Source organism: Aliamphritea ceti (genome assembly GCF_024347215.1).
Lineage (GTDB): Bacteria > Pseudomonadota > Gammaproteobacteria > Pseudomonadales > Balneatricaceae > Amphritea > Amphritea ceti.
This window is the reverse complement of the sequence record NZ_AP025282.1, coordinates 3,125,933-3,147,334: the sequence shown is the minus strand read 5'-3', so window position 1 is coordinate 3,147,334 and position 21,402 is coordinate 3,125,933. Positions and strand designations below refer to the sequence as shown.

Annotated in this window: 19 protein-coding genes; 18 read left to right on the top strand and 1 reads right to left on the bottom strand. The window is 48.1% G+C overall.

What is annotated here, in order from left to right; genetic code table 11:
* Window positions 1–30: 30 nt before the first annotated feature.
* Window positions 31–1,311 carry a citrate synthase gene (gltA, locus tag OCU49_RS14420; protein ID WP_261841263.1) on the bottom strand — a complete coding sequence of 427 codons (1,281 nt, stop codon included), beginning with the start codon at window positions 1,309–1,311 and terminating at the stop codon, window positions 31–33.
* Between the two features lie 852 nt (window positions 1,312–2,163).
* Between gltA and sdhC the strand changes: the two genes are divergently transcribed.
* From sdhC to ruvB, 18 genes are all read left to right on the top strand, one after another.
* A complete protein-coding gene (sdhC, locus tag OCU49_RS14415) occupies window positions 2,164–2,541 on the top strand; it encodes a succinate dehydrogenase, cytochrome b556 subunit (RefSeq protein ID WP_261841262.1) in 378 nt (125 codons plus the stop codon).
* Window positions 2,535–2,882: a succinate dehydrogenase, hydrophobic membrane anchor protein gene (gene sdhD, locus OCU49_RS14410; protein ID WP_205656700.1), complete on the top strand. Its 348-nt coding sequence runs from the start codon at window positions 2,535–2,537 to the stop codon at window positions 2,880–2,882. Before sdhC ends, sdhD begins: the two co-directional genes overlap by 7 nt.
* Before the next feature lies 1 nt (window position 2,883).
* Window positions 2,884–4,659 (top strand): succinate dehydrogenase flavoprotein subunit, encoded by a 1,776-nt coding sequence (gene sdhA, locus OCU49_RS14405; protein ID WP_261841261.1) that lies wholly within the window; start codon window positions 2,884–2,886, stop codon window positions 4,657–4,659.
* 12 nt (window positions 4,660–4,671) lie between these two features.
* The gene (locus OCU49_RS14400) at window positions 4,672–5,376 is read left to right on the top strand and encodes a succinate dehydrogenase iron-sulfur subunit (RefSeq protein WP_261841260.1); all 705 of its coding nucleotides are present in this window, start codon (window positions 4,672–4,674) and stop codon (window positions 5,374–5,376) included.
* Between the two features lie 464 nt (window positions 5,377–5,840).
* Window positions 5,841–8,672 carry a 2-oxoglutarate dehydrogenase E1 component gene (locus OCU49_RS14395; protein WP_261841259.1) on the top strand — a complete coding sequence of 944 codons (2,832 nt, stop codon included), beginning with the start codon at window positions 5,841–5,843 and terminating at the stop codon, window positions 8,670–8,672.
* Window positions 8,673–8,718: 46 nt separating this feature from the next.
* A complete protein-coding gene (odhB, locus tag OCU49_RS14390; protein WP_261841258.1) occupies window positions 8,719–9,924 on the top strand; it encodes a 2-oxoglutarate dehydrogenase complex dihydrolipoyllysine-residue succinyltransferase in 1,206 nt (401 codons plus the stop codon).
* Window positions 9,925–9,962: 38 nt separating this feature from the next.
* The gene (gene lpdA, locus OCU49_RS14385; protein WP_261841257.1) at window positions 9,963–11,405 is read left to right on the top strand and encodes a dihydrolipoyl dehydrogenase; all 1,443 of its coding nucleotides are present in this window, start codon (window positions 9,963–9,965) and stop codon (window positions 11,403–11,405) included.
* Window positions 11,406–11,599: 194 nt separating this feature from the next.
* Complete coding sequence (gene sucC, locus OCU49_RS14380) at window positions 11,600–12,766, top strand: ADP-forming succinate--CoA ligase subunit beta (protein ID WP_261841256.1); 1,167 nt, start codon at window positions 11,600–11,602, stop codon at window positions 12,764–12,766.
* 2 nt (window positions 12,767–12,768) lie between these two features.
* Window positions 12,769–13,644, top strand: a complete 876-nt coding sequence (sucD, locus tag OCU49_RS14375; protein WP_261841255.1) for a succinate--CoA ligase subunit alpha — start codon at window positions 12,769–12,771, stop codon at window positions 13,642–13,644.
* Window positions 13,645–13,812: 168 nt separating this feature from the next.
* Window positions 13,813–14,676: a sensor domain-containing diguanylate cyclase gene (locus OCU49_RS14370; RefSeq protein WP_261841254.1), complete on the top strand. Its 864-nt coding sequence runs from the start codon at window positions 13,813–13,815 to the stop codon at window positions 14,674–14,676.
* Between the two features lie 15 nt (window positions 14,677–14,691).
* Window positions 14,692–15,231, top strand: coding sequence for a nucleotidyltransferase family protein (locus OCU49_RS14365; protein ID WP_261841253.1), 540 nt, complete (start codon window positions 14,692–14,694; stop codon window positions 15,229–15,231).
* A 169-nt stretch (window positions 15,232–15,400) separates the two neighbouring features.
* Window positions 15,401–15,631 (top strand): FmdB family zinc ribbon protein, encoded by a 231-nt coding sequence (locus OCU49_RS14360; RefSeq protein WP_261841252.1) that lies wholly within the window; start codon window positions 15,401–15,403, stop codon window positions 15,629–15,631.
* 100 nt (window positions 15,632–15,731) lie between these two features.
* The gene (gene aspS, locus OCU49_RS14355) at window positions 15,732–17,498 is read left to right on the top strand and encodes an aspartate--tRNA ligase (protein WP_261841251.1); all 1,767 of its coding nucleotides are present in this window, start codon (window positions 15,732–15,734) and stop codon (window positions 17,496–17,498) included.
* A gap of 75 nt (window positions 17,499–17,573) precedes the next feature.
* The gene (locus tag OCU49_RS14350; protein WP_261841250.1) at window positions 17,574–18,314 is read left to right on the top strand and encodes a YebC/PmpR family DNA-binding transcriptional regulator; all 741 of its coding nucleotides are present in this window, start codon (window positions 17,574–17,576) and stop codon (window positions 18,312–18,314) included.
* A gap of 155 nt (window positions 18,315–18,469) precedes the next feature.
* Complete coding sequence (gene ruvC / locus OCU49_RS14345) at window positions 18,470–18,985, top strand: crossover junction endodeoxyribonuclease RuvC (RefSeq protein WP_261841249.1); 516 nt, start codon at window positions 18,470–18,472, stop codon at window positions 18,983–18,985.
* Window positions 18,979–19,689, top strand: coding sequence for a trimeric intracellular cation channel family protein (locus OCU49_RS14340; protein WP_261841248.1), 711 nt, complete (start codon window positions 18,979–18,981; stop codon window positions 19,687–19,689). Before ruvC ends, OCU49_RS14340 begins: the two co-directional genes overlap by 7 nt.
* Before the next feature lie 45 nt (window positions 19,690–19,734).
* Window positions 19,735–20,358 (top strand): Holliday junction branch migration protein RuvA, encoded by a 624-nt coding sequence (gene ruvA / locus OCU49_RS14335; RefSeq protein ID WP_261841247.1) that lies wholly within the window; start codon window positions 19,735–19,737, stop codon window positions 20,356–20,358.
* A 19-nt stretch (window positions 20,359–20,377) separates the two neighbouring features.
* On the top strand, window positions 20,378–21,391 hold the full coding sequence (gene ruvB, locus OCU49_RS14330) for a Holliday junction branch migration DNA helicase RuvB (RefSeq protein ID WP_261841246.1): 1,014 nt from the start codon (window positions 20,378–20,380) through the stop codon (window positions 21,389–21,391).
* Window positions 21,392–21,402 lie beyond the last annotated feature (11 nt).

Sequence of the window (21,402 nt, the reverse complement as noted above, 5' to 3'; positions counted from 1 at the left end):
GGCCTTTTTTGTGTAATCTAACCGGTAGGATTACTTTTTCTCGTAATCACGCTTGGTTGGACCAGTATACAGCTGGCGTGGGCGGCCGATTTTGTTCGGGCTGCTGTGGAATTCACTCCAGTGAGAGATCCAGCCAATTGTCCGTGACAGGGCGAAAATCACAGTGAACATGTTGGTTGGGATACCGATTGCTTTCAGGATGATGCCTGAATAGAAGTCTACGTTTGGATACAGTTTACGCTGGATGAAGTAGTCATCTTCCAGGGCGATTTGTTCCAGGCGCTTAGCAATCTTCAGCAGAGGATCGTTTTCGATACCCAGTTCAGCCAGTACTTCGTCACAGGTTTGCTTCATTACTTTGGCGCGTGGGTCAAAGTTACGGTAAACACGGTGACCAAAGCCCATCAGGCGGAATGAGTCTTCCGGGTCTTTAGCGCGCTTGATGAATTCGTCGATATTTGATTCATCGCCAATTTCCTGAAGCATAGTCAGTACTGCTTCGTTTGCGCCGCCGTGTGCAGGGCCCCATAGAGCCGCAATGCCAGATGCGATACATGCAAACGGGTTAGCGCCGGAAGAACCAGCCAGACGTACAGTAGATGTTGAAGCGTTCTGCTCGTGGTCTGCATGCAGCAGGAAGATGCGGTCCATGGCTTTAGCCAGTACAGGATTAGTTACATAGTCCTGGCATGGGTTACCGAACATCATCTGCAGGAAGTTGTCAGCGTAATCAAGCTCATTGCGTGGATACTGGAATGGCTGGCCAATGCTGTACTTGTAACACATAGCTGCAATGGTTGGCATCTTAGCGATCAGACGGAATGCACACACTTCGCGGTGGTGAGCGTCATCGATGTCCAGAGAGTCGTGGTAAAACGCGGACAGTGCGCCAACAACCGCGACCATGATAGCCATCGGGTGTGCGTCACGGCGGAAGCCGTTAAAGAAGTGCGTCATCTGTTCGTGAACCATTGTGTGGTTCTTAACAGTCTTAACGAATACTTCTTTTTGTTCCGGCGTTGGAAGTTCGCCATTTAAAAGTAAGAAACATACTTCCAGGTAATCGGAATTTTCTGCCAATTGTTCAATAGGGTAGCCGCCGTGCAGCAGTACGCCTTTAGTGCCATCAATATAAGTGATGCTAGACTCGCAGGCTGCCGTAGATACGAAGCCAGGGTCATAAGTGAACAGGCCTTTGCTAGTCAGAGCGCGTACGTCAACCACATCAGGACCTGTGGTGCCGGTATAAACCGGAAGTTCGATGACTTCCTCGAGACCATCGACCGTTAAGCGTGCTTTCTTGTCAGCCATTAGAGGCTCCTATCATTTCTGGTTATCTGAATGACTCAAGAGCCTTTGAGGGTACCTCGGGACCTGTGCTGCCTGTATATAAGGAGACGGTCGGGTTTCTCAGAGGCTCTTGTAATACTAGTCACGTTAGGGAAACCGCTCTTGGTCCAACGGCCAGATTGATAACAATCGATGGCGGTTGCCAAGCTTTTTTCAGGGTTTCGTCTGAGTCTCTGCTCGTAATAGGACCCAGACAATATAGAGACTTACACGAAATTGTCAATTTATATTCGGATTTCTGTGTTGCGGTGCAGCATGATGTGGTGGGTTGTGCTTTAGTCAAGTAAATTGCTTGTTTTTCATTGGGTTAATGGTTTTTTGTAAAGAGGTTTTTTAGAAGTTTATACCGCAGATAGCGACTTTTGTATGATTCACTGTCTGGTGGTATCGGTGATGTGGAATGTTGGTTTTTTTTAAAAAAATTCTTACTACTCATCCCGAGTGGTGAAGGTGGAATGTTGACACTATTATGCAGGCTGATCAAATTTCCCTGAGCCCACAAATGGCGCGGGTTTTAAGGTGGTGTATGCGACATTGTTTGTCGCATGGAGGAAAACTTATTGGGCGCTTTTGGTCCCTTTTTTGATGGTTTTTTGGCCTTGTAACTTGGCTGTAACAACCTAGACAAAGGGCTTAGAGGGCCGTTGCTTAATTGTAATATTAGTGCGAGCTGGTATACTCTCGCACCAGCTTATAGGCCCGTATTTAAAGGGTTGTAGGCGTTGGACCGAGGTACTTACTTTGTCTTTGAACACTACCCTTTTATAACTTAGCCCTGCGATCGGGCTAACCAATAAAGTGTGAACAAGAGCCGTGAACAAGAAAAGACCCGTAAACTTAGATCTACGAACTATCAAACAGCCTTTACCGGCGATTACATCCATTCTGCATCGTGCAACAGGTCTGGCACTATTCTTTGGTGCCTTTTTTATGCTGTATGCGTTAGGGATGTCTCTTGAGTCTGAGCAGGGTTTTAATGCTGCCGCGCAGATGCTGACAGAGAGCTTCTTTGCGAAGTTTATTGCCTGGGGATTGGTTTCAGCATTGCTGTATCACTTCTTTGCCGGTATCAAACATCTGATTATGGATTTTGGTCACTGTGAAGAGTTGGAGTCTGGACAGAAAGCCGCTAAAGCGACTTTGATTATTGCGGCTATCGCAATTCTGCTGGCAGGAGTATGGATATGGTAACTTCAATTACAAGTTTTGGTCGCAGCGGTTTATATGACTGGATGATCCAGCGTGTAACAGCTGTCGTACTGCTTGCTTATACGATCTTTATGATCGGCTATCTGTTAATGAATCCGGATCTGGATTACAACCAGTGGAGTGGCCTGTTTGAGGGCACAGCAATGCGTATCTTTACGCTGCTGACTATCCTGTCTCTGGCGGCACACGCCTGGATAGGTATGTGGTCAATCTCTACTGATTATATCAAGCCAACTGGCATCCGTTTTCTGTTCCAATCTGCGTGTGGTCTGCTGACCTTTATCTACGTCGTTTGGGGTGTTCAAATCCTGTGGGGAGCATAAGATGAGCAGCAAGTTACGTACCCTGACATTTGACGGGATTGTAATTGGTGGTGGCGGTGCTGGTATGCGTGCCGCGCTACAACTGGCCCAGTCGGGCCTGAATACTGCGTGTATCACAAAAGTATTCCCAACCCGTTCGCACACGGTATCTGCTCAGGGTGGTATTACCTGTGCGATTGCCAGTGATGATCCGAACGATGATTGGCGCTGGCACATGTACGATACCGTTAAAGGTTCCGATTATATCGGTGACCAGGACGCTATCGAATATATGTGTTCTGTTGGCCCGCAGGCGGTATTTGAGCTTGACCATATGGGTCTGCCATTCTCCCGTACTGAAGAAGGTCGTATTTATCAGCGTCCTTTTGGTGGTCAGTCTAAAAACTTTGGTGAAGGCGGGCAGGCAGCCCGTACCTGTGCGGCAGCTGACCGTACCGGTCACGCGTTACTGCATGCTTTGTACCAGGGCAATATTAAAGCCGGTACTACTTTTCTTAATGAATGGTTTGCAGTCGATCTGGTTAAGAATGCGGATGATGCGGTTGTTGGTGTTATCGCAATTTGTATCGAAACCGGTGAAACCGTGTATATCAAGGCTAAGGCGACTGTTCTTGCGACCGGTGGTGCTGGTCGGATTTTCCAGTCTACAACTAATGCCCTGATTAATACCGGTGACGGTATGGGTATGAGTCTGCGAGCAGGCGTGCCTGCGCAGGATATGGAAATGTGGCAGTTCCACCCAACCGGTATTGCCGGTGCGGGTGTGTTGGTGACAGAAGGTTGCCGCGGTGAGGGCGGCTATCTGGTGAATAAGGATGGCGAGCGTTTCATGGAGCGTTATGCGCCTAACGCTAAAGATCTGGCAGGCCGTGATGTTGTGGCCCGCTCGATGGTGCTGGAGATTCTGGCGGGACGTGGTTGTGGTGAAGATGCCGACCATGTATTCCTGAAGCTGGATCATCTTGGTGCTGATACTCTGAATGCTAAGTTGCCGGGTATCCTTGAGCTGTCACGTACATTTGCTCACGCTGATCCAATCAAAGAGCCAATTCCTGTTGTTCCTACCTGTCATTATATGATGGGTGGTGTAACAACTAACATCGGTGGTCAGGCTATCGGTGCTGATGCAGATGGCAATGATGTGGTCATTGATGGTTTGTTTGCTTGTGGTGAAGTTGCCTGTGTATCCGTACACGGTGCTAACCGTCTGGGCGGTAACTCATTACTTGATCTGGTGGTGTTTGGCCGCGCTGCGGGCATCCAGATTGAGAAGCAAATGCGTGAAGGTTACGAAGTTGCGTCTGCAAGTGATGCTGACCTGGAGCGTGCAATGGCGCGTCTGAATCGTTTGAATAACTCAACCGGTGGTGAGAGTGTTTCTGAAGTTCGTGCTGAGCTGCAAAAGACTATGCAATTGTACTTCGGTGTATTCCGTGAAGGCGAGAGTATGGAAAAAGGTCTGGAGCTGCTTAAAGAAGTGCGTGCGAAAATCTCAAATCTTCACCTTGAAGATAAGAGTTCCGCATTTAACACTGCACGTATTGAAGCGCTGGAACTTGAGAATCTAATGGAAGTTGCTGAGGCAACGGCTATCGCAGCTGTTACCCGTAAGGAAAGTCGTGGTGCGCATGCCCGTAACGATTTCACCGAGCGTGATGATGAGAATTGGCTGTGCCACTCTCTGTACCATCCGGAAACTAAACAGATTACCAAGCGTGCTGTTAACTTTGCGCCGAAGACAGTTGATGCCTTCCCGCCAAAAGTTCGAACGTATTAAGGGGTTGCCACGATGCTAGTAAGTGTATATCGCTATAATCCTGAGGTTGATGATGCGCCTTACATGCAGGATGTTCATATCGACATTCCTGGTGGTAAGGACATTATGGTTCTGGATCTGCTGCAACTGCTGAAAGATAAAGATCCGTCTCTGGCGTACCGTCGTTCATGCCGTGAAGGTGTGTGTGGTTCTGATGGCATGAATATGAACGGCAAGAACGGTTTGGCGTGTATTACGCCGCTGTCTGAAGTGGTTGAGAACGATAAAATTGTTCTGCGTCCGCTGCCAGGTCTGCCAGTTATTCGTGATGTTGTTGTTGATATGACTCAGTTCTATCAGCAGTACGAAAAGATCAAGCCATTCCTGTTGAATGATACGCCGCCGCCGGCAATTGAGCGTCTTCAGTCTCCTGAAGAACGTGCAGAGCTGGATGGTCTTTATGAATGTATCCTGTGTGCATGTTGTTCGACTGCATGTCCGTCATTCTGGTGGAACCCTGATAAGTTTATCGGTCCTTCCGGTTTGCTGCAGGCATACCGCTTCCTGGCGGATAGTCGTGATACGGCTACTAAGGAGCGTCTGGCTGATCTTGATGATCCGTTCAGTGTTTTCCGCTGTCACGGTATCATGAACTGTGTCAGTGTTTGTCCTAAGGGTCTTAACCCGACGAAGGCAATTGGTAAGATTCGTAACATGTTGTTGCAACAGGCAACCTGATTGTTACCAGGGCGGTCCCGAAAGGAACCGCCTTTTTTATTGCTTAAATTTAACTCAGCTATTTAATCTTGATTGAATTGCATTCATGCATCCTTTGGGGAATGTTCAGAGTTGCGTGAGGATGGTACAAAGGTACTTCGGTCTGAATGGTTGAAATTTATACACCAAATCAGTTAGAAGACGCTTTTGAATCGGATGAGCAGGGTGGGTGTCGTATTTTTGTAAGTAAAAAAAAGTTGTATATGATCCAAAAATAGAAAACTTTAAGATTCTTAGTGCCTTGCATGTATGAAGGCGGGTGCAAAAAGCGTAGAATCTGTCCCTGTATAAGTGCTACCACTTCGGGGCTATATACGTGAGAAATAATAAACGATAACCATAAAGGAAATGGCTAGATTGGCCGTATCAGTCGGGACGTGGTGCAACCTGAACGTTGATATTCCTTTGAGCCAGGGTGATCAATAATGCAAGAAGGCATAATGGAGCTGATGTGGAAGAATGCGCATCTTTACGGTGGCAACTTATCCTACATCGAGCAGCTGTATGAAACCTATCTGATGGACCCCAACGCAATTCCTCAGGAATGGCGTGAAGAATTTGACCGGCTACCTAAAGTCGGCGACAACATTACACAGGATGTACCGCACACAGCGGTGCGTGAACACTTCCAGTTTATTGCTAAGAACCAGCGTCGGGCAGCCCCTGTCTCTGCTTCAAGCGTCAGCTCTGATCACGAGAAAAAGCAGATTCGCGTATTGCGGATGATCAACGCTTATCGTGTGCGGGGGCATCAGGCTGCCACAATCGATCCGTTAAATCTGGTCGTACGTGAGCCTATACCTGATTTAGATCCTCGTTTTCATGAGCTGTCTGAGGCAGATTATGATACGACTTTCCAGTTAGGTTCCCTGTTTTTCGGTGCTGAAGAAGCAACGCTGAAGTCTATTCTGGATGACCTGAAAAAGACTTATTGTACAACGGTGGGTGCAGAGTATATGCACATCGTTGATACCAAGGAGAAGCGTTGGATTCAGTCTCGTTTAGAGCCTGTACGCGCCCATCCTACTGTAGAGCCAGAAAAGAAAGTGATGGTTCTGGAGCGTCTAACGGCAGCTGAAGGTCTTGAAAAATACCTGGGCTCCCGTTTTGCCGGTGCCAAACGATTCGGCCTGGAAGGCGGCGAATCAATGATTGTCTGCCTGAATACGCTGATTCACCGTGCCGGTAAGCACGGTGCCCGTGAGCTGGTAATTGGTATGGCTCACCGTGGCCGTCTGAATACTTTGGTAAACATTTTTGGTAAGAATCCTGCTGAGCTATTCGGTGAATTTGAAGGCGTTCAAACGCTGGAAACTTCCGGTGATGTAAAGTATCACCAGGGCTTCTCATCAAACATCATGACAGATGGTGGCGAAATGCATATGGCGATGGCGTTTAACCCATCCCATTTGGAAATTGCAGCGCCAGTGGTTGAAGGTTCAGTGCGGGCTCGTCAGGATCGTCGTAATGACCCTGTGGGTAACACCGTTGTACCGGTTAATATTCATGGCGATCAGGCATTTGCAGGTCAGGGTGTGGTTATGGAGACATTCCAGATGTCCCAGACCCGTGCTTATAAGACCGGTGGCACCATTCATATTGTTGTTAACAACCAGGTTGGTTTTACAACAGATAAGCAGGAAGATTCGCGTTCTACAGAATACTGTACTGATATCGCTAAGATGGTACAGGCGCCTATTTTCCATGTGAACGGTGATGACCCTGAAGCGGTGCGTTTTGTAACCCAGCTGGCTGTGGATTACCGTACCGAATTTAAGAAAGATGTAGTTATTGATCTGGTGTGTTACCGCCGTCGTGGTCACAACGAAGCAGATGAGCCTTCTGGTACTCAGCCGCTGATGTATCAAAAGATCAAAGCACAGAAAACTACCCGTGAACTTTATGCTCAGCAGCTAATTGACGAGGGCGTCATTACGCAGGAGCAGAGCAAGCAAATGGAGAAGGATTACCGGAAGAACCTGGAAGACGGCAAGCACGTTACCCATTCTCTGGTACTGGAACCAAATAAAGAATTGTTTGTAGACTGGACGCCTTATCTGGGTCACAAATGGTCATTTGATTGTGACACCAGTGTTGACATCAAAACACTACAGGCATTAGGTCAGAAGATCTGTGAAGTGCCAGAGGGCTTTGCTGTTCAGCGTCAGGTGCAGAAAATTTATGACGACCGCAAAAAAATGGCAGCTGGTGCAATGGCTGTTAACTGGGGTTGTGCAGAAATGCTTGCATATGCTTCAGTTCTGGCGGAAGGGCATGCGATTCGCCTGACTGGTCAGGATGTTGGCCGTGGTACTTTCTCGCACCGTCATGCGGTATTACACAATCAAAAAGATGCGGCTGTTTATGAGCCGTTACAGAATATTGCACCTGATCAGCCCCGGCTGACTTTGCATGATTCTTTCTTATCAGAAGAAGCGGTACTGGCATTTGAATATGGCTATGCCACAACAATGCCTAACGCTTTGGTTATCTGGGAAGCGCAGTTCGGTGATTTCGCGAACGGTGCTCAGGTAGTTATCGATCAGTTTATCACCAGTGGTGAGCATAAGTGGGCGCGTTTGTGTGGCCTGACTATGTTGTTGCCGCATGGCTTTGAAGGTCAGGGTCCTGAGCACTCTTCAGCCCGGCTTGAGCGCTACCTGCAGTTGTGTGCTGAACACAATATTCAGGTATGTGTACCTACTACTCCAGCGCAAATCTATCATTTATTGCGCCGTCAGATAGTACGTCCGTTGCGTAAGCCTCTGGTGGTTATGTCGCCGAAGAGTTTGTTACGTCATAAGCAGGCTGTTTCCAGTATTGAGGAACTTGCCAGCGGCACTTTCCAGACAGTAATCAGTGAAACTGATCAGCTGGACCCGGCTAAAGTGAAACGTCTCGTGTTGTGTAGCGGTAAGGTTTATTACGACCTGTATAACCGTCGTGCAGAGCTGGCAAAGGATGATGTAGCAATCGTACGTATTGAGCAGCTATATCCGTTCCCTGAAAATCAGATGTATGAGGCTATCAAGGATTACACCAATCTTGAGTCTGTTGTCTGGTGTCAGGAAGAGCCGATGAATCAGGGTGCCTGGTACTGTAGTCAGCACCACATGCGTCATGCACTTGCGCGTCATAACAGCTCTATTCAACTGGGCGGCGTCGGCCGGCCACATGCAGCCGCACCTGCTGTAGGGTACATTTCTGTACACCTTGAGCAGCAGGAAAAACTGGTTAATGAAGCAATCAATGGCTAACAGGCCTGCAGAAAACGCCTGTTAGTAACACTGAAAAGGAAAGAATATGTCTATCGAAATCAAAACGCCGACGTTCCCTGAATCCGTAGCCGACGGTACAGTCGCTACATGGCACAAACAGCCTGGTGAAGCTTGTTCTACTGACGAGCTGATTGTTGATATTGAAACCGATAAGGTTGTGCTGGAAGTTGTGGCGCCGGCTGATGGCGTTCTTAAAGACATCCTCAAAGGTGAAGGTGATACCGTACTGAGTGAAGAAGTACTGGGTGTTTTTGAGGCTGGTGCTGCGGCATCAGCAGCTCCTGCTGCCGCTGCTGAACCTACGGCAGCTCCTGCGGCTACGGATGCTGATAAAGTTGGCCCGGCTGCGCGTAAGCTGATCGAAGAAAACGGTCTTGATGCAGCGCAGATTTCAGGTACCGGCAAGAATGGCGGTATCACTAAGGAAGATGTTGCTAACTTTATTCAGAACAAGCCTGCTGCGCCGGCTCCTGCCGCTGCGCCTGCAGTCGCATCTGCGGCCGCGCCAGGTACAGTGCCTGTTGGCGAGCGCGTTGAGAAACGTGTACCGATGACACGCTTGCGTGCAACTATTGCTAAGCGACTGGTTGAAGCACAGCAAAATGCTGCAATGCTAACAACCTATAACGAAGTAAATATGAAGCCGATCATGGAGCTGCGTAAGCAGTACAAAGATCTGTTCGAGAAGACGCACAATGGTACCCGTCTTGGTTTCATGTCTTTCTTTGTTAAAGCTGCAACTGAAGCGCTGAAGCGTTTCCCTGCGGTAAATGCCTCAATCGATGGTAACGATATGGTTTACCACGGTTACCAGGATATCGGTGTGGCAGTATCTACTGCTCGTGGTCTGATGGTGCCAGTATTGCGTGATACTGATGCGATGAGTCTGGCGAACGTTGAGGCGACAATTCGCGATTTTGGTCTGCGCGGTCGTGACGGCAAGCTGGGTATCGATGATATGCAGGGTGGTACTTTTACTATCACTAACGGTGGTGTATTTGGCTCCCTGATGTCTACGCCAATTCTGAACCCACCGCAGACTGCAATTCTGGGTATGCACAAGATTCAGGAACGCCCAATGGCGGTCAATGGTCAGGTAGAAATTTTACCAATGATGTACCTGGCTCTGTCATACGACCATCGTATGATTGATGGTAAGGAAGCTGTACAATTCCTGGTTACTATTAAGGATCTCTTAGAAGATCCAGCTCGGATGTTGCTAGACGTATAAATTCAGCCCCCTTACAGAAATTTTAAAGGTAGGTAAAAATGTCAGATAAATTTGATGTCATCGTGATTGGTGCTGGCCCTGGTGGTTACGTAGCTGCGATTCGAGCCGCACAATTGGGACTGAAAACCGCGTGTGTAGAGAAGTGGGTCGATACTAAAGGTGCACCTTTGTTAGGCGGTACATGCCTTAACGTTGGTTGTATCCCTTCAAAGGCTTTGCTGGAATCTACTCACCAGTTCCATAATGCACAGCACGCTGATGTTCACGGCATTCAGGTTGGTGGCGAAGTCACTATGGATGTTAAGGCGATGGTTGCCCGTAAGGACAAAATCGTTTCAAACCTGACTGGCGGTATTGCTGGTCTGTTTAAGGCGAACGGCGTAACGCTGCTGGCTGGTAAAGGTAAGCTGTTAGCAAATAAGCGCGTTGAAGTAACCGCTGCTGACGGCGCTGCAACTGTTTATGATGCAGAAAACGTTATTCTGGCCTCTGGTTCAGTACCGGTTGAGATTCCACCGGCGCCACTGACCGAAGGTTTGATTCTGGATAACGAAGGTGCGCTGAATATCGATGAGACGCCTAAGCGTCTGGGCGTTATTGGTGCCGGTGTTATTGGTCTGGAAATGGGTTCTGTCTGGGCGCGCTTAGGTACTGAAGTTGTTGTACTTGAAGCCATGGACAGCTTCCTGGCAATGGCCGACAAAGACGTCGCTAAAGAAGCCGCCAAGCTGTACAAGAAGCAAAAGCTTGATATCAAGCTGGGTGCCCGTTGTACCGGTACTGAAATCGTCGATGGCAAAGAAGTTAAAGTTAAATACTCCGATGCCAATGGTGATCAGGAAATTACCGTTGATAAGCTGATTGTTGCGGTTGGTCGTCGTCCTCAGACGAATGGTCTGCTGGCAGATGATTCCGGCGTTAAACTGGATGAGCGTGGCTTCATCTTTGTTGATGGTCAGTGCCGTACAGAAGCGCCTGGCGTGTACGCAATTGGTGATTCTGTGCGTGGGCCGATGTTGGCGCATAAAGCGTCTGAAGAAGGCATCATGGTTGCAGATATCATTGCTGGTCACCATGCGCAAATGAACTACGATGTTATTCCAAGCATCATCTACACACATCCTGAGCTGGCCTGGGTCGGTAAAACCGAGCAGGAACTGAAAGCGGAAGGTGTTGAGATTAAAGTTGGTAAATTCCCGTTTGCAGCTTCTGGCCGTGCCATGGCAGCAAATGATACTGACGGTTTCGTGAAGATGATCGCTGATGCAAAAACTGACCGCATCCTGGGTGTGCATATGGTTGGTGGTATCGCGTCTGAGCTGATTGCTCAGGCTGCAATTGCAATGGAATTCTCTTCAACTGCAGAAGATCTGCAGCTGACTGTATTTGCTCACCCGACAGTGAGTGAAGCAGTGCACGAAGCAGCACTGGCTGTGGATGGTCACGCAATCCATATGGCTAATCGCCGTAAGCGTAAGTAATTAAAAAGCCCCTGTAGTAAGTGCAGGGGCTTTATGGTTTTAGATTTCGACCGGAGACCCCGGTTGATTATCGTTGTTTATACCCGGCATGCTGTATCTGCAGTTGCTGGGTGTTTGCAACCTTTGGGCTGTACGTCAATGGCCTCTCCCCATTGTGTACAGAGACCTCAAAAGTAAAAACGACGGATTAGAGCATGAATCTTCATGAGTACCAGGGCAAACAGCTGTTTGCCGAATATGGTCTGCCGGTATCCAAAGGATACGCTGTAGATACACCGGAAGCTGCTGCTGAAGCGGCTGAAAAAATTGGTGGTAGCAAGTGGGTTGTTAAGACTCAAGTGCATGCCGGTGGCCGTGGTAAGGCTGGCGGTGTACAGCTGATTAATTCTCCTGCTGAAGCGTCTGAATTTGCCGCTAAGTGGTTAGGAAAAAATCTGGTGACCTATCAGACTGACGCAAATGGTCAGCCTGTATCTAAAATTCTGGTAGAAGACTGCACCGATATCGCTAATGAGCTGTATCTGGGTGCGGTAGTTGACCGTTCTTCTCGTCGTATCGTTTTCATGGCATCTACTGAAGGTGGTGTGGAAATCGAGACAGTTGCGGAAGAAACACCAGAGAAAATTCTTAGAGCTACTGTTGATCCTCTGACTGGCGCACAGCCTTACCAGGGCCGTGAGCTGGCATTCAAGCTGGGTCTTGAAGGCGTGCAGATCAAACAGTTCACGCAGATCTTTATGGGTCTGGCGAAAATGTTCCAGGAAAAAGACCTGGCGCTGCTGGAAATCAACCCGCTGGTTATTACTGCAGAAGGTAACCTGCACTGTCTGGATGCTAAGTTAGCGATCGATGGTAACGCTGTTTACCGTCACAAAGATTTGCAGGCAATGGAAGATCCAAGTCAGGAAGATGAGCGTGAAGCACGCGCGGCTGAGTGGGATCTGAACTATGTTGCGCTGGATGGCAGCATTGGCTGCATGGTTAACGGTGCAGGCCTGGCAATGGGTACGATGGACATCGTTTCCCTGCACGGTGGCTTCCCGGCTAACTTCCTGGACGTAGGTGGCGGCGCGACTAAAGAGCGTGTAACCGAAGCGTTCAAGATTATTTTAGAAGACTCTAAAGTTAAAGCGGTTCTGGTTAACATCTTTGGCGGCATCGTACGTTGCGATCTGATTGCTGAAGGTATCATCGGCGCGGTTAAAGAAGTCGGTGTAGAGGTGCCTGTTGTGGTACGTCTGGAAGGTAACAATGCAGAGCTGGGTTCTAAACTGCTGTCTGAATCTGGTCTGGCGATCATTGCAGCGACCAGTCTGACAGACGCTGCTGAGCAAGCGGTAAAAGCAGCGGAGGGTAAATAATCATGGCAGTTTTAATTAACAAAGATACTAAGGTGATCTGTCAGGGTTTCACCGGTGGCCAGGGTACCTTTCATTCTGAACAGGCAATTGCTTACGGGACTCAAATGGTTGGCGGTGTAACGCCAGGCAAGGGTGGTTCTGAGCACCTGGGTCTGCCAGTTTTCAATACTGTATCTGAAGCTGTTGCTGAAACCGGTGCGACTGCATCTGTTATCTACGTGCCAGCGCCATTCTGTAAAGATTCTATCCTGGAAGCGGCGAATGCAGGTATCGAGCTGATTGTATGTATCACTGAGCACATCCCGGTTATGGATATGCTGGAATGTAAAGTGAAGTGCGATGAGCTGAATGTACGTCTGATCGGTCCTAACTGTCCGGGTGTTATCACTCCGGGTGAGTGTAAGATTGGTATCATGCCTGGTCATATTCACCTGCCAGGTAAGGTTGGTATCGTTTCCCGTTCAGGTACTCTTACGTATGAAGCGGTTAAACAGACTACAGATGCTGGTTTCGGTCAGTCTACCTGTGTTGGTATCGGTGGTGACCCGATCCCAGGTTCTAACTTTATCGATATTCTGGAAATGTTCCAGAATGATCCGCAGACTGAAGCGATTGTAATGATCGGTGAGATCGGTGGCTCTGCAGAAGAAGAAGCGGCTGCTTATATTAAAGCAAACGTTACTAAGCCTGTTGTGTCTTACATTGCCGGTGTTACTGCACCAGCGGGTAAGCGTATGGGTCATGCAGGCGCGATCATCTCTGGCGGTAAAGGTACTGCTGATGAGAAGTTTGCTGCTCTGGAAGCTGCTGGCGTTAAGACTGTTCGTTCTCTGGCGCAAATCGCAGATGGTCTGCGTGAAGTGACTGGCTGGAAATAATATTCCAGATTGTTACGGCATTATAAAAAAGGCAGCTACGGCTGCCTTTTTGCATTTTTGGCGGGTTGTTCAGCTTGTGTTTAGGGAAGCGCTGTTAGATGTGATTTGTGTGCGACGGTAGCAGGTGTCGCTTAAGGGTTCTGAAGTATCCTTTGTGTAAGGCGTAATATGGTTTCCCGTAAAGTTGAGTCAGATTGTAATTCCCTTGTTTTTAAGCAATTAGCTGAGTCTGTTCCGGTATTATTTTATGCGGTAGATCGTCAGCTTTGTTATACATATATCAATTCTTTTTTCTCTAAAACTCACAGTATTTCTCAGTCGGACGCAATTGGGTTAAGCATTGCTGATGTTATTGGTCGGGAGGCGTTTGAGGCCAATCTGGTTCATTACCATAAAGTTTTGGCTGGGGAGGCGGTTCGATATGATTCCCATTTTATAAAGAAAGATGGTGATTCCCATTATTATCACGCAATTTATGAGCCGCTTTGTATTGAGGGGGTTATAAAAGGGTTTACAGGAGTGGTTGTTGATACCGCAGCCGAAAAAGAACTAGAGCGCATTTCCAATACGGATGTTTTGACGGGGCTTTATAATCGCCGAAAATTTGAAGCAGACTTGGCTGATATTCTTGCTTCTTCTGCAATGCAGCTTTGGGGTTTGATGATCTTGGATATCGATCACTTTAAGAATGTGAATGATAATTATGGTCATGATGTTGGGGATTTGGCGCTTCAGAATATTGCTGCTGAGATCGGTCGTATCTGCGGTAGCGATTGTCGGGTTTACCGGGTAGGCGGAGAGGAGTATGCGCTAATCTGTCAGCTTGTTGATTCAGGTGAATATAAGCGATTTGTGGAGCAGCTACGGACTGAGATCGCAGCAGCCAGTATTATTCATCAGCAGATATTGACGGTCAGTATTGGTGCAACGGTTTTTTTACCGGGAGAGTGCCGGGAAAGCCTCCTGAAGCGAGTGGATTTGGCGCTTTATAAGTGTAAAGAGGTAGGAAGGAATAGTGCTTTATTGGTCTAGAAGTTAGGTGAGGGAATGAGTTTCCGGGCTTGTATTATTGAATTAATTCACACGGATGCGCTGCGAATGCAGGCTTTATCTGCGGTAAGGTCGCTAGAGCTGCCAGGCTGGTTGATTGCCGCGGGTTTTGTACGCAACAGAGTCTGGGATCACGTATTTAAAGTCACTACACCGTTGAGCGATATTGATGTGATTTATTTTTGTAGTAGCGATACATCAGAGGAAAGGGATCTGATGCTGGAACGGCAGTTATCTGCAATTTGCCCTGATCTGCCCTGGTCTGTAAAGAATCAGGCGAGAATGCATATACGCAATGGTGATTTGCCTTATGGTAATTCACTGGATGCGATGAGTTATTGGCCTGAGAAGCAAACCGCTCTAGGAGTTTCTCTGAATGCGCAGAATATGCTGTCGATACAGCATTGTTTTTCACTTGATTTGCAGTTTTCCGGCAAAGTTAATCATAACCCTGTCCGCGATTATAATGTGTTTTTACAGCGCCTAACGCAGAAGAACTGGTTAAGCATCTGGCCCGGACTTGAGGTGGCAGTATAACTGTCTAATTAGCTGGCTGTGGGAATGAAAGTCTTTTATTGCGGCTGCATTTATCAGGGAAGGGATATTTCCGTTCCAGGCCCTGTTAGCTCAGGGAAATTCAGGTATAATTTGCGTCTTTTTAATTGGCTCTGTGTGCTTGAATAAGCTTGAGTAAGTGATTTGATCTATGCCTATTTTTGATTTTGCCTGCCGTGAATGCGGCCATGAATTTGAAAAGTTAGTTATGAAATCAGATGCGCCAGCCCCGGCCTGTCTGGCCTGTAACGCTGAAAATGTTGAAAAGAAGGTTTCTGCACCGGGCTTTCGACTATCAGGCAGTGGTTGGTACGAAACTGACTTTAAAACTGGTAAGAAGAAAAACATAGCGGGGGATAATTCCTCTGGAGCAGGTAGCTGATACCTGACAACTGATTGCATTGGCAATCAGAAATATTCAGCAGTTGCCCGGAATAGGCGGCTGTGAGTGAGCAACTGATAAATAACAGGAACTGGTAATTATGCGCAGCCATTATTGCGGCGAACTAAATACAACTCATATCGGCGAAGACATCGTCCTGAACGGCTGGGTACATCGTCGTCGTGACCACGGTGGTGTTATCTTCCTGGATGTTCGTGACCGCGAAGGTGTTACACAGGTCGTATTCGATCCGGACCGTGAAGAAAGCTTTGCCCTGGCTGACAGTGTGCGTAATGAATATGTAATCGAAGTGCGTGGTACTGTTCGTGCGCGTCCGGAAGGCACAACTAACGCCGATATGGCTACCGGCGAAATCGAAGTGCTGGGCAAAGAGCTGGTTATCCTGAACAAGTCTGAAACGCCTCCGTTCCAGTTGGATGAGCATCAGCAGGTAGGTGAAGACGTGCGTTTGCGTCATCGTTACATCGATTTACGCCGTACTGAAATGCAGGACAAGTTGCGTTTCCGTTCTAAAGTAACCAATGCTATCCGTAACTATATGGATGACAATGGCTTCCTGGACATCGAAACACCGATTCTGAACCGTGCAACGCCGGAAGGTGCACGTGACTATCTGGTGCCAAGCCGTGTTCACGAAGGTCAGTTTTTCGCATTGCCACAGTCTCCTCAGTTGTTCAAACAGCTGCTAATGGTTTCCGGCTTTGATCGTTATTATCAGATTGCCCGCTGCTTCCGTGACGAAGACCTGCGTGCAGATCGTCAGCCAGAATTTACCCAGATTGATATCGAAACATCCTTTATGGATGAAGAAGGAATCATGGGTATGACTGAGGCCATGATTCGCAAGTTGTTCCTGGAGCTGAAAGGTATCGACCTGGGCGAATTCCCACGTATGCCATACTCTGAGGCGATGCAGAAATACGGCTCTGATAAGCCTGATCTACGCTTCCCGATGGAACTGGTTGATGTTGCTGATCTGATGGCTGAGATTGAATTCAAAGTCTTTGCCGGCCCTGCTAAAGACCCTAAAGGTCGTGTAGCGGCGCTGAAAGTACCTGGTGGTGCTCAGCTGACCCGTAAGAACATTGATGAATACACTAAATTTGTCAGCATCTACGGTGCTAAAGGTTTGGCGTGGATTAAAGTTAACGAGCTGGAGAAAGGCGTAGAAGGTCTGCAGTCTCCAATCGTTAAGTTCCTGGGTGCTGAAGTTGCCATGAAGATCATGGAACGTCTGGGCGCTCAGAATGGTGATATCGTATTCTTCGGTGCTGATAAAGAGAAAGTCGTAAGCGAAGCGCTGGGTGCGCTGCGTATTAAGGTCGGTGAAGACCTGAATATGAGCGAACGTGAGTGGGCGCCGCTGTGGGTTGTTGACTTCCCGATGTTTGAAGAAACATCCGAAGGTGGTCTGACAGCGTTGCATCATCCGTTCACTGCGCCAAGCTGCACAGCAGAAGAGCTGAAAGCTAATCCGCTGACGGCTCTGTCCCGCGCTTACGATATGGTTCTGAATGGTTGTGAGTTGGGTGGTGGTTCGATCCGTATCCACGATCAGGAAATGCAGTCAACTGTTCTGGAAGTGCTGGGGATTTCTGATGAAGAAGCAGAAGATAAGTTTGGCTTCCTGCTGAATGCTCTGAAATACGGTGCGCCACCGCACGGTGGTCTGGCATTTGGTCTGGATCGTCTGATCATGTTGATGACAGGTACAGACTCTATCCGTGAAGTTATTGCCTTCCCTAAAACCCAGAGTGCTTCCTGTCCGCTGACTGAAGCGCCTGGTCAGGTAAGTGCTGCGCAACTGCGCGAACTGCACATCAAGCTGCGTCAGAAAGAGGCGTAAGCTAACCCTTCTTCACCGCCGGTTTCTTCCGGCGGTGAATCTTTATGTTTCTCAGGTACCAAAAGGAGGTCCGCTATGGCTGGTCATTCTAAATGGGCCAATATCAAGCACCGTAAGGCGGCTCAGGACGCTAAGCGGGGTAAGATCTTCACCAAGCTTATTCGTGAACTGGTTGTTGCTGCCAAAGAAGGTGGCGCGAATCCGGACGATAATCCGCGTCTGCGTACAGCAGTAGATAAGTCGCTTTCTGCGAATATGAAGCGTGACACTGTCGATAAGGCTATTCTTCGTGGTGCTGGTGGTGGTGAGCATGAAAACTATAGTGAACTGACCTACGAGGGTTATGCGCCTGGTGGTGTTGCTGTTTTGGTGGAAACCATGACAGATAATGTTAACCGGACGGTATCTCAGGTAAGAGCTGCGTTTAATAAAGCGGGCGGGAATCTCGGAACCAGTGGCTCTGTGGTATATCTTTTTGAGAAAAAAGGTCAGTTTAGCTTTGGTGACGCTGTTGATGAGGAGCAGTTGATTGATGTCGCGCTGGAAGCAGGTGCTGAAGACGTAGTCAGTCATGATGATGGTTCAGCAGAAGTGTTAACTGTAGCTGCTGATTTTATGCTGGTTAAGGATGCTTTACTGTCTGCGGGTCTGGAAGCGGAGTTTGCAGAAGTTGCTATGATTCCGGCTACCAGTGTTGAGCTAGATGTAGAGGCAGGGCGCAAGCTGTTGCGATTACTGGATGTGCTTGAGGATCTCGATGATACGCAAAATGTCTACCATAATGCGGTTATACCGGCTGAGTCTCTGGTTGAGTAAATATTGTTGCAGTGAATGTTAAACCGAGCTTTGTGTCTCGGTTTTTTTATATCTGTTTGCACGTAGAAGCATAGCTTTAGCAATGATAGTATGTATAAAGATACAGTGTATTGTGGTTGATTTTAATGTGTATATCAGAGGCATATAGCAAGTAAATGCTGATTTTAGGGATAGATCCGGGTTCACGTATAACCGGCTACGGTATTATTAATTCTGTTGGCAGTAAGAACGAGTACGTTGCCAGTGGATGTATTCGTATTAAAGGCGACGAATTACCTGAACGCTTACAGCAAGTATATGCCGGAGTTACCGAAATTATTGAGCACTATTGCCCGCAGGAAATGGCAATTGAGCAGGTATTTATGGCGCGTAATGCTGATTCTGCGCTGAAGCTGGGGCAGGCGCGGGGGGTTGCGATTGTTGCCGGAACTAATCAGGGGTTACCTGTTTCTGAATATGCGGCAAGAAAAGTGAAACAAGCCGTGGTTGGTAAAGGTTCGGCAGATAAGTCTCAGGTGCAGCATATGGTGATGTCGATTCTAAAATTGCCAGGTCTGCCTCAGGAAGATGCTGCAGATGGCCTGGCAATTGCTTTATGTCACGCGCATACCCGTACCAGTCTGATAGCAATGGCGGGTGCTAAAGGCAGTCGTCGGGGGCGTTTATGTTAAACAACGAGTTTGGCTGGGCGGCGGATTTTGAAATGAATATATTCTTCACTCTGGCTGAATTTGTGTATGTGACTGAACTGCTCGGCGTTGCTGTCTTTGCGATTACGGGTGCCTTAGCTGCACAGGGCAAGCATATGGATATTCTGGGTGTTGTGGTCCTTGCAGTGGTAACGTCGCTGGGTGGTGGGACTATACGGGACCTTACCCTGGATATTCATCCCCTGTTATGGATTCAGAATGATACTTATATCTGGACGGCTGTTATTTCAGCAGTGGCGGCTTTTTGGGTATGCCGTTATTTGCGCTATCCGAGGCGTCTTCTGATCATTTTAGATGCTTTGGGTATGGCTTTGTTTACTGTACTGGGTGCACAGAAAGCAATCAGTCTTGAATTGCCTGCAATTATCGTTGTAATGATGGCTATGGTTACAGGCTGTGCCGGAGGAATGGTACGGGATGTTCTTACCAGGCAGATACCACTGATTTTACATCGTCATGGTGAGTTATATGCCACCTGCTCAATTATTGGGGCGGTGCTTTATGTCTGGTTGGATGGCAGCATGCATCCAGTAGTATTAGTGGCGTTATCAATTTCAATTATTTTTATTATTCGTATGGCAGCGGTTTTTGGTGATATTTGTCTGCCGGAATTCATTGTCGCGGGCCATAGGCTGGAGCGCCGTGATGATAAAGAGCGCGGATAAGATTATCAGTTGCTGGCAGAGCAGCAAAAGAGAAGGGATATATACGTGATTGGTCGTTTAAAAGGTGAAGTTCTTGAGAAGTTTCCGCCGCAGTTGGTGCTGGATGTAAATGGTGTTGGTTATGAAGTAGATGCTTCAATGAACACTTTTTATCGCTTGCCGGGAGTCGGTCAAACCGTCGTACTTTTTACGCACATGGTTGTCCGTGAGGATGCGCAGCTGCTGTACGGTTTCTATGAGCGTCAGGAACGTTCATTATTTCGTACGCTGATCAAAGTAAACGGTGTAGGTCCCAAGCTGGCGTTGACTATTCTTTCAGGTATCAGCGTGTCTGAATTTGTTCAGAGTGTGCAGTTTGAAGATACCGCTGCGCTGGTCAGGTTGCCGGGTGTAGGCAAAAAAACAGCAGAACGTTTGTTGATTGAGATGAAAGATAAGATCAAAGACTTCCAGGTGGATGATGTTGCAGATTTCACCCTTACGGATGACTTTGGTGAAGCTACACCGGTTGAAGATAATCGTGCTGAAGCAGAAAGTGCATTAGTAGCGCTTGGTTATAAGCCGGTTCAGGCAAGTAAAGCCATTTCTGCTGCTGATAAAGGTCTTGAGCCAGGGGCTAGTAGTGAAGCCTTGATCCGTGCCGCACTGAAAAGTATGGTGCAGGGATAATTGAAATAGGGTTTAACTGATGATCGAAGCGGATCGTTTTGTATCGCCGGTATCTGTTCCGGCGGCGGAAGAAGTGCAGGATAGGGCAATTCGCCCAAAAACACTGGCTGATTATGTTGGTCAGCCAGTGGTATGTGAGCAGATGGAAATATTCATCAGCGCAGCTAAAAAGCGTGGTGAGGCCCTGGATCATACCTTGGTTTTTGGCCCTCCCGGGCTAGGTAAAACCACTCTGGCGAATATTATTGCCAGTGAAATGGGCAGTGAGATAAAAACTACGTCCGGTCCGGTGTTAGAGAAGGCTGGTGATCTGGCTGCAATGCTAACGAACCTTGAGCCAGGCGATGTGCTGTTTATAGATGAAATTCACCGTCTGAGTGCTTCAGTCGAAGAAGTGCTTTATCCGGCAATGGAAGATTATCAACTGGATATCATGATCGGTGAAGGCCCGGCAGCACGTTCGATTAAGCTTGAGTTACCTCCTTTTACCTTAGTGGGGGCAACTACCAGGGCGGGGCTGCTGACATCACCTTTGCGTGACCGCTTTGGTATTGTTCAGCGTCTTGAGTTTTACAATATTGAAGATCTGACCAGCATTGTTGAACGCTCTGCGCGTTTGTCGGGTTGTGTTATTGAGCATGAAGGTGCCATTGAGGTGGCTCGTCGCTCAAGGGGTACTCCGCGAATTGCTAACCGCCTGCTGCGTCGGGCAAGGGATTACGCTGAAGTACGGGGTGACGGTGAAATTACCCGTGAGATGGCCGATCAGGCACTAAATATGTTGAATGTTGATGCCCGTGGCTTCGATCATATGGACCGTCGGTTACTGCTGGCGATGATTGAAAAGTTTGGTGGTGGCCCGGTGGGTGTCGATAACCTTGCAGCGGCAATCAGTGAAGAGCGGGATACCATTGAAGACGTGCTGGAGCCGTATTTGATCCAGCAAGGTTATATGATGCGAACACCCCGTGGCCGGATTGTCACTGATCATGCTTATCAGCATTTTGGGCTGGAATTACCGAAGCGGGATTGATGTGCGTCATT